The sequence below is a fragment of the Micromonospora sp. MW-13 genome (assembly GCF_003434305.1).
Taxonomy (GTDB): Bacteria; Actinomycetota; Actinomycetes; order Mycobacteriales; family Micromonosporaceae; genus Micromonospora.
In genome coordinates, this window is sequence record NZ_QKKX01000099.1 from 1 (window position 1) to 13,162 (window position 13,162).

General features: G+C 68.3%; 9 protein-coding genes and 1 pseudogene. 4 read left to right on the forward strand and 6 right to left on the reverse strand.

Features of this window, described 5'->3' with window-relative positions:
* Positions 1–221: 221 nt before the first annotated feature.
* Positions 222–830 carry a hypothetical protein gene (locus tag C5N14_RS31895; RefSeq protein ID WP_128763721.1) on the reverse strand — a complete coding sequence of 203 codons (609 nt, stop codon included), beginning with the start codon at positions 828–830 and terminating at the stop codon, positions 222–224.
* Complete coding sequence (locus C5N14_RS31160) at positions 830–2,521, reverse strand: DEAD/DEAH box helicase (RefSeq protein WP_207892956.1); 1,692 nt, start codon at positions 2,519–2,521, stop codon at positions 830–832. Before C5N14_RS31160 ends, C5N14_RS31895 begins: the two co-directional genes overlap by 1 nt.
* A gap of 292 nt (positions 2,522–2,813) precedes the next feature.
* Here C5N14_RS31160 and C5N14_RS31165 point away from each other — a divergent pair, with 292 nt between their 5' ends.
* Entirely contained in the window at positions 2,814–3,278 is a 465-nt protein-coding gene (locus tag C5N14_RS31165; RefSeq protein WP_207892957.1) for a MarR family winged helix-turn-helix transcriptional regulator, read from the forward strand.
* A 69-nt stretch (positions 3,279–3,347) separates the two neighbouring features.
* A complete protein-coding gene (locus tag C5N14_RS34380) occupies positions 3,348–3,527 on the forward strand; it encodes an NAD(P)H-binding protein (RefSeq protein WP_117673460.1) in 180 nt (59 codons plus the stop codon).
* A gap of 355 nt (positions 3,528–3,882) precedes the next feature.
* On the opposite strand, the gene C5N14_RS31175 is transcribed toward C5N14_RS34380, so the two are convergent.
* The 3 genes and pseudogenes from C5N14_RS31175 to C5N14_RS31190 form a co-directional block, all read right to left on the reverse strand.
* A complete protein-coding gene (locus C5N14_RS31175) occupies positions 3,883–4,275 on the reverse strand; it encodes a hypothetical protein (RefSeq protein ID WP_128763722.1) in 393 nt (130 codons plus the stop codon).
* 171 nt (positions 4,276–4,446) lie between these two features.
* Positions 4,447–4,817: pseudogene (locus C5N14_RS31180) on the reverse strand (ArsR/SmtB family transcription factor).
* 349 nt (positions 4,818–5,166) lie between these two features.
* Positions 5,167–5,724 (reverse strand): hypothetical protein, encoded by a 558-nt coding sequence (locus tag C5N14_RS31190; RefSeq protein WP_117673464.1) that lies wholly within the window; start codon positions 5,722–5,724, stop codon positions 5,167–5,169.
* Between the two features lie 164 nt (positions 5,725–5,888).
* On the opposite strand from C5N14_RS31190, the gene ligA reads away from it, so the two are divergent.
* Positions 5,889–8,039: an NAD-dependent DNA ligase LigA gene (gene ligA, locus C5N14_RS31195; protein WP_117673466.1), complete on the forward strand. Its 2,151-nt coding sequence runs from the start codon at positions 5,889–5,891 to the stop codon at positions 8,037–8,039.
* A 485-nt stretch (positions 8,040–8,524) separates the two neighbouring features.
* Here ligA and C5N14_RS31200 read toward each other — a convergent pair whose 3' ends face one another.
* Positions 8,525–11,962: a phosphocholine-specific phospholipase C gene (locus tag C5N14_RS31200; RefSeq protein ID WP_117673468.1), complete on the reverse strand. Its 3,438-nt coding sequence runs from the start codon at positions 11,960–11,962 to the stop codon at positions 8,525–8,527.
* A gap of 710 nt (positions 11,963–12,672) precedes the next feature.
* On the opposite strand from C5N14_RS31200, the gene C5N14_RS31210 reads away from it, so the two are divergent.
* Entirely contained in the window at positions 12,673–13,149 is a 477-nt protein-coding gene (locus tag C5N14_RS31210; protein WP_117673471.1) for a macro domain-containing protein, read from the forward strand.
* Positions 13,150–13,162 lie beyond the last annotated feature (13 nt).

Below are 13,162 nucleotides of genomic sequence, written 5' to 3' on the forward strand. Positions count from 1 at the left end.
AAGCGCCAGCGAAATCGCCACACCAGCACCAACAGAATAGAGTGATCGTCTCACTCGGCTCCCCCTCGTCTTGGTTGCCTATTCACCTCACGTGAACTCACGGCCGGCGGTGTCGCCTATTCGATAAATTAGTCGAAGGAAATGCATGCATCTATTAACGGACACTCCTACATGTTCCAAGCACAGGAAGCCGCAGTCGGACTCAGATCCTGCAACTTCCGTCAGCGTCTCCGGCCGGCACCAGGGCGCCCCAGACGCAACGGCCGCCGCCAAGCGGTAGCGGTCGTGTAGAAGTGTTCGGGTCTGATGGCGGACAGAGGAACCCAATCGGGATCCGATGGCGGACCCGAGACCAGACTTTTAGCACGGATCTCCAGTGCTGTTGCAGGTCGTTCATCCACGAGCAGAACGAGCCCGTATAGCGCGGTGAGGATGTGCGCGCAGGGCTTGGTTCGGGAGCGGCAGGTGCACGTCGCAGCGATGTCGGCGATGGGGACAGCAGTGGGAACTCCGGCTTTTGTGAGCGTGTCGAGGAGTTGGTCGGGCAGGTCTCCGACGACCGAATCGGTCTGGCCGGCGGCCAGTATCGGCTTGGCGGTGGCCTGCTCGGTGTCGTTCCATCGCGCGATTGGGATGCTCACGTTGTGAGTTGCCGCGCCGTCGAGGACCGTCGCGGTGATCGTCTCCGCTGCGAGGGTGAGGGTCGCCTTCCGGTTGCGAGCGAGACTGCGGGCCTTGGGGAGCTGCGGATTCGGGACTCCGTTGGTGCGTTCGATCGTGCGAAGCCAGGCTCGCCCCCAGGCCGTCGCGCCGAACTCTGGTTGTGCCATCAGGTGAGTTCCTTGAGGTTGAGATCGAGCACCTCGCGCAGTTGCTTGTCAGGCAGCTTGGTGAGGGCGGCAACTGGGTCGCCCATGATGATCTCGGCGATACCTTGCTTTTCTTGGTGCATGCGGTCGATGTGGTCTTCGACCGTTCCGCCGGTGATCAGTGTGTAGACGTTCAGTGTTCGTTTCTGACCGATGCGATGGGCGCGGGCAGTTGCCTGTTCTTCGACGGCGGGGTTCCACCAGCGGTCGTAGTGCATGACGTGCGAGGCGCGGGTTAGGTTCAGCCCGAATCCCGCGGCGCGCAGGCTGAGGATCAGGATGGGTGGCGCGTCGTCGTCCTCTTGGAACGCACGCACAAGCTCGTCGCGACGTGTCGCCGAAAGACCGCCGTGTAGGAAGGGAATGGGTTCGCTGCCGATCGCGGTGCCGAGTCCGGCCCCGAGCAGGTCGCCCATCTTCCGGTACTGGGTGAACACCAGTGCTCGCTCGCCGTCTTCGACGATCTCAGTGAGCATCTCGGTTGCGCGGTCGAACTTGCCGGAACGCCCCAGGTCGGGGGCGTCAAGGTCCAGGAACTGGGCCGGGTGGTTGCAGATCTGCTTCAGCTCGGTCAGCAAAGCAAGAACGCGGCCGCTTCGTCCGAAACCTGCTCCGAAGCCGCTTGTGAACGCACGATCGACTGCGCGCTGGTAGAGGTCGATCTGCTCGCCTGTGAGGGTGCATACGACCGTCGAGTCGACGCGCGGCGGTAGCTCAGTCGCTACTTGGTCTTTCGTCCGTCGCAGCATGTGTGGTTCGACGAGTGTGGAAAGTGTCGCGGCTGCTGTCTTCGAGCGGCGCTGTTCGATCGGGGCGACGAACCGCTGTCGGAAGCGGGCGCGGGCGCCGAGTATGCCCGGGGTGGTAACTGAGAAGATCGACCAGAGTTCGTCGAGGTTGTTCTCCACTGGCGTTCCGGTCATGGCGATCCGGCTCGTGGCTTTCAGCGCGGCCGCGGCTTTGGTGACCTGAGCCAGGGGGTTCTTCAGTTGTTGCGCTTCGTCGAACACCACGACGTCCCACTCCTGGTTGGAGAGATCCGCGTCCGAGCGCAGCAGCGGATAGCTGGTGACGACCACCGCGCCGCCGGGAAGCTTCGCAGGCAGTGCGCGGTCGGTGCCGTGGTATCGCAGGACTCGGAGGTGAGGGGCGAATCGAGCGAGTTCCCTGCGCCAGTTCCCGATCAGGGAGGTGGGGCAGACCACCAGATGGGGCCGTGCCGTCGTACGTGTTGCGAGCACGCTGATTGCCTGGAGGGTCTTTCCGAGACCCATCTCGTCGGCGAGGACGGCTCCTTCACCGTTGCCTGCCCGGGCGCGGAGCCAGGAGACTCCGTGGGCTTGGTAGGGACGGAGGTCTGCCTTCACCTTGCCGTCGCGAAGTGCTTTGAGAGTTGAGAGCGCAGTGCGGAACTGGTCGAGCAGGACCACGGGCGCCATGATCGCGGACTCGTCGGCGTTCAGTACCGCATATCCCGCGGGTGGGAGTTCTGAGGCAATCGCGTCGAGGGCGCCGCCTTCGGCGTCTCCATGCTTGTTTGACGGGCGAAGGAGCGCCCGGCTTGCGCTCCGCCAGCCACGAGCGGACTCATCAAGCAATCGCGTGCGGGTGAGGGCGGCGAGCGCGGGCGCAGCTACGGCGAGGTCGGTCACGTAGGTCTCCACCTCGGTGGCCCTCACCTCGTCCCCGACCACTCCCGCGAGCCGGAGTGTGGTCGGTCGGCCGGGTGGGAGGCCTGCACTGTCCATCGCTGCCGGGACGTCTGGGACGCCCCACCATGCGATGCCGTTTTCCGCGGGCACGTACGTTGCTTGAAGTCTCGGTGTGGCGGATCGAGCCAGCGTGATCATCTCCGGTCCCAAGGGATAGCATGTGCATCACACAATGATTGCGCAGTGCAAGGATACTGGATCGGGGTAGGGAGCGCACATGGAGTCATCGCGCGTGGACGAAGAGCTGACGGATCGCTTCATCGGTGCGATCACCGATTGGGTACAGCAGCTCATCCGCATGAACACCTTGGTAGCGACAGACCTGGGGCTGATTCCAACAGATCTGCACTGCCTGCATGTGCTGCAGCAAGACGGCCCGATGACTACGGGCAAGCTCGGCGAACACGTCGGCCTGTCCGCCGGCGCGGCCTCTCGCATGATCGATCGGCTGGAATCGGCAGGGTTCGTGACACGAGCACGCGATGTCGCGGATCGCCGGAAGGTGACAGTCGCGACGACTCCGGCCGGGCTGGAGCGTGCCGGCACGGCGTACGGCGGGCTGACCGAGCGCACCCGTCGAGACTTGGCGAGCTTCACGTCTGACGAACTTCAGGTGATCATCCGTTTCGTCGAGTTGAGCTTGCGTAGCGTCGAGTCCGAGGCCAGCGCCCTCGCCACTCGGGGCACCCCAGCCTGACCGGCGTAGCTGGGATGCCCCGCAGTGTTCACGGCTGGGTGCTGGCGAGAACCGGCTGATGAGGCGCTTGTGATCGATGCTGGCGTCGATGTCCGGGCGGCGACCCGAAGGCCGGAGAGTGCTGGCCTCCCTGCTGCGGTGGAGGCCGTCCGCGGAGACCTTGAGCAGCCGCACGGGCTGGCGAGCGCGCTCGAAGGTGTCGATGCTCTGTACCTCATCGCGACCCAGGGACTTTGCGTAGTCGATTGAGGTGTGTCTGACCTGGGTGCACGCGGTGTCGCGGCCTGATCGGAGGGCGACGCGGGACGGGTGCGGCCCCGTCGGTGATCATGGAGTTGCTGTTAGGCGCTGAGGGCGAGTGGTGGTTCGGTGGTGACCTCGCTTCCGGTGTCGGGCACGATGGTGAGTCGGCAGCGGGCGAGGAGGTCGAGGCCGAGGTAGCGGCAGGCCGGTCGTGATCAGTGCAGCCGCTCGTATGATTCGCCGAGCAACCGCCAGCATGTAAGCGGGTAGACCCGCGTTGCTCTCACGTCATGCGAGAAGCGGCGTGGCCGCTGCCTCCGTCCATACCGAGGCGCCTCGGGCGATCCCGGGGACGGGCGGCTCAGTCAGCCTGGGCCAGGCCGACGCCGTCGTCGTACTCCCAGACGTCCACGGTCAAGAGCGCACCGTCCGGCGTCGCGAGCATCCACCGTTCTCCCGATGCGGTGGCCGGATCCTCCACGTCGAAAAGCACGCGCTGGCGCAGTTCGCGGGCGATGTCTTGCGCCACTGCTGCCTGGGAAAGGGACACGGGCGTCGATGGCGGCCAGATGATGCACAGCCCCATCTCGAAGCCTTCCGGGTAAGGGATGACCTGCACGAATCCGACCGATCCCTCCTGGAGGTAAGCCTCCGATTCCAGCGGGAGGCCGCAGGCCCGGGAGCAGGCGAGCACGACCGCCGCATCAGGCGCGGCCTGCTCAAGGAAGAAGTTCATGAAGTTCTGGTCTGTCATTTCGGGCATATGCTCTTGCGGGCCATCATGTGGAGCAATGCCTCCACTCGCCGTCTCTCCAGGTGGCCCCTCGGCCATCAGCTGCTGCGGTCTCGTGAGGTGTGCCGATCAAGGTGCTCGGGGCCGGTGCCGGGTCAAGCGCGGCATGGCGCCGGTCTTCGACGGTGCCAGTCAGCGGGTCCTCTTCGTCGCCCGCTTGCGGGGTGGCGTCAACAGGTCGGCGATCGCCGCGATCGCGGACGGCACCAGGCGGTAGTACGCCCAAACGCCGCGCTTCTCACGCTCGAGCAGGCCGGCCTCGGTGAGGATCCGAAGATGGTGACTCACGGTGGCTGGGAGAGACCGAGCGGCGAGGTGAGGTCACTCACGGACGCCTCGCCCTCCGGAGACGACTGGATCAGGCTGAGCAGTCGCAGCCGGGCCGGGTCGGCGAAGGCCTTCAGCACTCCCGCGAGCCGCTCGGCATCGACGCGCTTGATCGGCTCGCCAGCAAGGGGCGAGATAGCAGGCGTCGTAGTTTCCGCAGTTCCCACGTCTTGCATCGTTGCAGCAACACCACACCACCGGTAGGCCGGTGAAACGAGGGCTGGATCACGGTGAGTTCGCCGGGAGGGAGCCTTCTGCACCCGATCCGGTCGGCTGGTGCTGGTGCGTTGTTCGATCAGCGAACGCGTTGAGTTCCATGGGGAGCTGCGGTCAGATCGCTTGGGCGAGTTCGGTGAACGCGGCGGCCACCCGATGTACGGGTGGGGTGTCGGTGGCGAGTTCGTAGTGTCCGCGGCGTAGGTTCTGGATGAAGGCGTGGCCGGTGATGCGACGTGATCGGCCCCGAAAAGCGTCGGGCCGACGGGTACCCGGCACCTACGGCCGGGCGGGCGATCCGCACCTTCGTCATCGGGACCGCCGCCGATCCGGAAGCCAGTGCACCTGGCACAGGCCGGCCACGGCCGGCGGCCCACCTAACACAGCGGCGAGGCTGTCCAGCGCGACATCCGACGGTGCGATGAGCACCTCGACAAACCCCGCGAGAACAGCGACAGCGCCAGTCGTGCCGTCGCGACGGACTACCGTGACATCCTCCGCGTTGACGTTCACGCGCACCCGCACCGTCGCCGCCCTGGCTGTGATGCCCGGAGCGGCTGCCTTCGCTGCCGCTGCAGTGCGACTACGGTCGTCGCCGGAAACGGTTGAGGGCGTGCCGCCTTCTGGTCCTGGTTCCTCCGGACTCACCCCAGGATCTCTGGCATGTCCCTGGATGATGAAGAAGCCGAGGTCGGCGTCGGTCGCCTTGCCCAGGACCTCCCGCAATGCCGTGCGGTACGGCTCGAACGGCCACCGATGCTCACCGCGTTCCAGCCTGCCGATATAGCGGGCGTCCACAGCGGTGCGGTGCCTCGCGTAGCTATAGGCGTGGGCGTTGACCGCGTCTGCCAGTTCCTGCCGCGACATCGGCCGTCCCGAACCTGATCGGGACCGCAACGCCAGCCGCGCCGCACGGAGCAGGTTGTTCGGCCCTGGATGATTAGGCTGCGGTAGCAGGTCAGCTCAGGTCGGGCAATCTGCGCCGCGCCGCCGCCGCAGGCGTGGCCGGCGCGAAGTCAAGGAGGTCGGCGATGGCCAGCCCCGGTGTTACAGGTCTTGAGGAGCTGGTCGACGCCGTCGACCCGGTCGTTGACGTCGCGCGCGCCGAGCCCTTCGACTCGGTGCAGGCGTACCGGTCAGCGATCGCCGAGGTCCGGACGGCCGCCGCGGCGTACTACAGCGGGCCGGGCCTGGTTATGGATGATGCGACCTACGACGCATTGTTGGCGCGGGTCGCCGCGACCGAGGTCGCCCGCCCGGAGTGGAAGGCCGACGACTCCCCGACGGAGGTGGTCGCGGCCGGCGGCGGTGTGATCGGCGACGTCGAGCACAGCTCACCGATGCTCAGCCTGGACAACGTGTTCGACGAGGAGACGCTGCGCAAGTGGGCCGTCCGGCTGGAGCGGCTGCTGGGCCGGCCAGTCGGTGGGTACACGGTCGAGCCGAAGATCGACGGCCTGGCGGTCGCTGCCCGGTACGTTGACGGGCGGCTGACCCTGGTCGCCACCCGCGGTGACGGGCGGTCCGGTGAGAATGTAACCGGGCAGGCCCGGCGGGCGGTCGGGTTGCCTGCCCGCCTGGCGGAGCCGTTGACCGTGGAAGTACGCGGCGAGGTGTTCATGACCGACGCCGACTTCGCCGCCGCCAACGTGTTGCGTACCGGTCACGGCGAGCCGGCGTTCGCGCACCCGCGCAGCGCCGCAGCCGGCACCCTGCGTGCGCAGGACCGCGCCTACGACGCGCCGCTGTCGTTTCTGGCCTACGCCGTACACGGCCTCGACGGCGCTGACGGTGAGCCGGTGCCGCACTCGGTCGCGATGGCCCACGTCGGGCGGCTCGGCGTCGCGACGACCGCGACCTCGGCGGCCGGAATGCCGCTGTGCGCGAGCGTCGACGAGGTCATCGCCGCGGTGGATGCTCTGCGCACCCGCCGCGGGGAGCTGGGGTTCGGGGTGGACGGGGCGGTCATCAAGGCCGACCAGCCCGCCGACCGGGACCGGGCCGGCTTCTCCAGCCGGGCACCGCGGTGGGGCATCGCCTACAAGTTCCCCGCCGACACCCGCACCACCCGGCTTCTGCGCATCGAGGTCCAGGTCGGCCGCACCGGCGTGATCACCCCGGTCGCTGTGCTCGAACCGGTCGTCGTCGATGGCGTCACGGTCGCCTCCGCCACTCTGCACAACTTCGACGACCTGGTCCGCCGCAACGTCCGCGCCGGCGACACCGTGTTCGTGCGCCGCGCCGGCGACGTCATCCCCGAGGTCATCGGTGCCAAGCTTGACGACCGGCCGGCCGACGCCGCGCCGTTCGAACCCCCGACGGTCTGTCCCCGCTGCGGCGGCGATGTCGACCGCTCGCAGAAGCGATGGCGTTGTACCCGCGGTCGGGCCTGCGGTGCGCACGAGTCCCTCGCCTACTACGCCGCCCGCGACTCGATGGACATCGAAGGACTCGGCGACAAGATCATCAACTTGCTGGTGGCAGCCAAGCTCGTGACCGACCCGGCCGACCTGTACGACCTCGACGTGCCCACCCTCGCCGCGCTCGACCGGATGGGCGAGATCTCCGCCGGCAAACTGGTAGCCAACATCCAGGCATCGAAGGACCGGCCGTTGTCGCGAGTGCTGACCGGCCTCGGGGTACGGATGACCGGCCGGTCCATGTCCCGGCGGCTGGCCCGACACTCCGGCACCATGCAGGCCCTGCTCGACGCCAGTGTCGACGACCTCCAACAGGTCGAGGGCGTCGGCCCGGAACGCGCTGCCACCATCGCCGCCGAGTTGGTCGAGCTGACCAGCGTGATCAACAAACTCGCCGCGCGTGGGGTGAACATGACCGAACCCGGCGCCCCGGCCGTCGCCGCCCCGGCCCCGGACGGCGCAGCCGCCCGTCCTCTCCCGCTACAGAAGCCCGACGGAACCCGGATGACCGTCGTCGTGACTGGCACCGTCCCAGGCCTGACCCGCAACGAGGGCAACGAGGCCGTCGAAACGCTCGGCGGGAAGTCCTCCGGATCGGTGTCCAAACGCACCGACATGGTCGTCGTCGGCGACGGTGCCGGCACGAAAGCCGACAAGGCCGAGCAACTCGGCATCCGGATCCTGCCCGCCGACCAGTTCGCCGCCCTCCTACACGCCCACACCACCGGGGACATCGACACCATCGGCAGGATCCTCGCCTGAGCCGAACCGTCGATCTCACACGCTGCCCAGAACGCGTCCGCTTGCCCCCGTTCGGATCGCTGTCTGGAAGGACTTGGCCCAGGCGATGACCGGGGGCCATGTTCGTTCAGCGCTCGAACAGGTTTGACTGTCGCGCTGGCACCTGATCGGTGCTCACCGAATCATGCGTGGGGCGCGTGGTCAACTGGCCCGAGATCCGCGATGACCGCGAAGCGGTGGAGGCGGTGCACTTGGCAGCGATCGCGGCGGGGTGGTCTTCTGTCACTGACAGGTCTCGCAATCCCCGCGTTCGGGCCGCACGGCGGCTGGCAGGGCCCGAAGGAGGCCGCCCCGCTGCGGCAGCCGCCCGACCTGAGGTAGGCAGCGGCGCTCACGCCAGGAGGCGGGCCGGCCGGCACGGCGGGCCCGCCTCCTGGCGCATCACCGCGGTTCCGCGCGGGGATGATCATGCGTCTCCGCGCGGAACCGGTCAGGCCGCCGGCCGGTCAAGCGTCTACGACCGGGCTGGTGCCCAGGCGGACGTTGTCGATCGCCCAGTACCAGTTGTTGCCCGCATTGAAGATCCGGAAGTTGACCTTCGCTGACGTGGCCCCGGCCGGGACGGGGCAGGAGAGCCGGACGAGCCGGTTCTCCTGGTCCTGGCCCTGGTTCGTGTTTCCGGAGGTGGCGCTGCTGTAGTGCAGCAGTTGGACCTTGTCGCCGGAGTCGAACTGGACGGTGACCTCGGCCTCCTGCGGGCTCTCCTGCCGGTAGTGGGAGTCGAAGCCCAGGTGGAGGGTGGAGGTGCCCGACGGGATGGCCAGCGCCGGGGTGGTCAGGGTCGAGTCGAACCGGCCCCGGCCGGACGGGCTGCCGGTGTCGTCCCAGTCGTCGGGGTCGGCGACCGCGACGACGCCGAGGGACCGTCTGAAGTTGGGGCGGTTCTGCCCGCCGGGGAACCAGAACTGCTTGGACAGGAAGGTCCAGCCCTGCAGCTCCCGGGTGCCCTGCGGCATGGCCGGCGCGTTGGTGACCGTCCAGCCCTCGGGGGTGGTCCGGGTCCAGCCGAGCAGGCCGGGCCGGCTGAGGTCGGCCGCCGGGGCGAGCGCGGGGACGACGGACTCGAAGTCCTCCGCGAGCAGGTAGCCGGTCATGACGGGCCCGGTCCTGGCGGACAGAGACGCGGTCGCCTGCTGGACGCTGCCGCTCAGATTCGCCGTGACGGTCGCCTTGAGGCTGCCGGAGGTGCGTGCGGCCGAGGTGGGTGCGACGACGTCCCACTCCATGCGGGCGGAGGAGCGGGCCGGAACGGCCGCCGGCGCGTCGCCCCTGGGGGTGGCGGTCCAGCCGGTCGGGAGGGCCAGCGTGGCGGCCAGGCCGGTGAGCGGGGTGCCGCCGGCGTTGGTGACGGTGGCGGTCACGGTGACCGGCCTGCCTGGCGAGAGCACGGTGCCGTCGGTGCCGGGCGAGCTCGCTGGACCGGTCAGCGAGACGCTCATCGCAGGGGCGACCCGGGAGCGGACACGTGCGTCGGCGAGCCTCAGCAGGCCGTTGCTGTCGCCGTGGGCGGCGACCACCAGGCTGCCCGCGGTGGCGTTCGGGGCGGGCGTGACGGTGAAGCGCACATCGGCGGAGTCCCCGGCGGCGACCACCGTCGGCGCCGCGGCGGTCCGCTCGACCGTCCAGCCGGAGGGGGCGAGCAGGGCGACCGAGAGCCGGTCGAGCTTTGCGTCGGCCTGGTTCCGCACGGTGACGACGACATCGGCCGGGTTGCCCTGCACGAACGGCGTGTCCAGGGAGGGCAGCGGCTCCGGCAGGGTGATCGTCGTGGCCAGCGCCGGGGCGGTACCGGTCGCCGGGTCGGTGACGCCGGGCCTGCCGTCGGCCAGGCGGCTGGTCATCCGGCGCAGGAACGCCGGGTCCCCCTGGTCGACGACCACGACGTCGTACCAGCCGTGGTCGGGGAGGCGGATCGGCACTGTTTGGGTCTCGCCGGGCGCGAGGGTGACGGTCTGGACATGGTCACCGGGGTTACGCGGGTAGACCGACTCACCGACGAGGAGCGTGCGGGTGGCCGCGGAGGGGTTGACGCACCGGACCTTCACCTGGCCGGGGACAGCCTGCTCGACCAGGTACGCCTCGGCACCCACACCGGTACCGCGCAGCTCCCAGACGGACCAGCCAGGGCCACTGACCTGCAGGTCGTAGCCGTCGGCGCTGTACCCGACCGTGTTGTCGGCGGTCCCGCCTGCGGAGACCGTCCAGGCGCGCGGGGCGGTGCCGTCACCGGGGTAGGCGGTGAACGTTGCGGCAGTGGTGCCCGTGTTGTCGAGCCGGAGGCGGACGCCGGAGCCGGTGACGTCGGCCCGCAGGGACAGCCGGTACGGAGAGGGGCGCGTCGGGCGGGTGCCGGCCTCCTGCTCCGGGAGCGACTGGTTCTTCGGCGGTACCGGGTTCCAGCGGCCGACCGCCGACGGCACCCGGCCGGGCTGTTCCACCTTGGGCTGCGCGTATCTGCGGTTGAAGTCGAAGGCGGAGGTCAGGTCGCCGAACACGCTGCGGCGCCAGGCGCTGATGTTGGGCTCCTGGACACCCATCCACTTCTCCAGGAATCGGATGACCGAGGTGTGGTCGAACGCCTCCGAGCAGACGAAACCGCCGACCGTCCACGGCGAGACGACCGTCATCGGCACCCGCGGGCCGGGGCCGACCGGGAGGCCGTTGAACCAGTCGTCGCTGTTGCCGGAGTCCGGTCGGGGCGCGACCGGGGCGGGCACGTGGTCGAAGTAGCCGTCGTTCTCGTCGAAGTTGATGAACAAAGCCGTCTTCGACCAGGTCTTCGGGTCGCTCGCGATGGCGTCGAGGATGTCGTAGATGAGGTTGGCGCTGCCGACCGGGGTGGAGGAGCTGGGGTGCTCGGAGAGCGCCGCCGTCGGAACCAGCCAACTCACCTTCGGCAGAGTGCCGTTCTTGATGTCGGACCTGATCCGCTGGACGAGGGTGTCCGGCTCGGAGCGGTAGGCACCCCGCATGAACAGCTGGCGTTCCGCCTCGGTCAGCGAGTCGACGCCCTGCTGGAACTGGGCCAGCGCGGCCTTCCGCTGGTCCGCGGTCTTGCCCCACAGGCCGTCGTAGAACTGCTCGGTGGTGGAGTACCGGCCGCTGACCTTGGACAGAATCTTCCGGCCGATCTCCTTCCAGGGCCGGAAGTACTCCACCGCGTTGTCGGTAAAGTTGTCCCACTCCTGGTAGATCTGCCAGGAGACGCCGGCGGCCTCCAGGCGTTCGGGGTATGTCGTCCAGTCGTAGCCCGCGTGGGTGTAGGAGTACGCGGCGTTGGTGACAGCCCGGTTGACGCCGTCCGGCTCGTAGCCGGTCGTGCCGGTCCACAGGTAGTTGCGGTTGGGGTTGGTCGAGCCGTAGACCGAGCAGAAATAGGCGTCGCAGATGGTGAAACGGTCGGCCAGCTCGTACTGGAGGGGAATGTCGCGCCGGTCGTAGAAGGCCATGGTGCTCTGGCCCTTGGCCGTGGCCCAGTCGTTCCACCAGCCGTTCGCCCGGGCCCGGTTGGCGTCGGAGAAGCCGTGCGGAAGCGAGCCGAGGTACTGGATGTCGCTCTCGGGGCGGCCGGCGTCGACCGCCGCCTGCCGGGCCGAGAACGGCAGGACCTCGCCACCGCCGGACAACGGCTGCTCGAAGGCGGTGGCCCCGGTGGGCAGTCGCAGCGGCGCACGGTCGCCGAAGCCGCGCACGCCCCTGAGGGTGCCGTAGTAGTTGTCGAAGGAACGGTTCTCCTGCATCAGGATGATGACGTGTTCAATCGCATCCATACCACCGGAGGGCAGCGGCGCGGCCATCGCCTTCAGCAGTGACGGGGGCAGCAAAGAGAGTGCGGTGCCACCAGCGATGGCGCCGAGAATCCTGCGGCGGGAGATATCAGACATGGAGCGGAGAGTAGGTCGCTCCAGTAGCACAACATAACCCTGATGAACGAATCTTCGTTGACTGTTCATCATCAACATCGAACCGTTCCGTCGGTGGTGTAGCCACGTTCTCCGTCGCACCCGTCCTTCGGGACGAAGGCGTATGACGTGAAGTTCCGGGCCTCGGCAGAAGGTACGAGGCTCGCGTACCTCCATGCCGTCGGGCAGGACGAGCCGGGTCGGCTCACCGGCGGGTGTCACCGTGGCGGCGTCGATCTGAACCGGGGTCACCAGGTCGTAGTCGGGTCCGTAACCCCGGAGGAACGCGCCGATGGTGCCGTCGGTCAACAGGGCCTGCGCGCCGCGGTAGGGGGCCTGGCCGTGGCCGGTTGGCGTGTCGCCGGTGACGGAGACGAGGTGGACGGGGTGTAGGCGCAGGTCCAGAAGACGCGGCGGGACTTCGCGGCGGCCGGAGCATCCCGCGCAGCCGTTTCGGTTCAACCTTCGCCAGGTGTCCCTGGCACAGGCCGAGACTGCGTCGCCCGCGATCCCGCGTGTGCGACCCACCGTGATCTCCTGGCACGACGCCATGCCGAGGGGTGCGTGTGGAAGGAGGCCAACGAGCCCGGCGGCAGGGGCCTGGTGCCCGTGACAGCATGATTCCGCTCGGTGGCGGCACGGTGAACCGAAACGGGCTCGACGGCAGATCGCGCTGATGGGAGCATCGGTGCGTGATACCACTGCGGATCATCAGAGGTGATGCAACCAGTCCTCAGGCCAGTGGACCAAAGATCATCGCCCACATTTGCAACGACCTCGGCGGGTGGGGCAAGGGCTTCGTTCTGGCGGTCTCCCATCGGTGGCCGGAACCCGAACCTGCCTATCGGCGGTGGCACCGTGAACGCTCCGGCAACGACTTCGGCCTTGGCGCTACCCAGTTGATTCAGGTCCGGCCCGACACCTGGGTGGCCAACATGGTCGCCCAGCGCGGCATCCGCACCGGCAGCGGTGGGCCGCCGATCCGATACGACGCCGTCGAGCGCTGCCTGACCACCGTCGCCGCGCACGCCGCGCGGCTGTCCGCTACCGTCCACATGCCCCGCATCGGTTGCGGCCTGGCTGGTGGCCGGTGGGAGCGCATCGAACCGCTCGTCATCGCGACCTTGTGTGACAGCGACATCGCTACCACCGTCTACGACCACGATTGATCGATCGGCACAA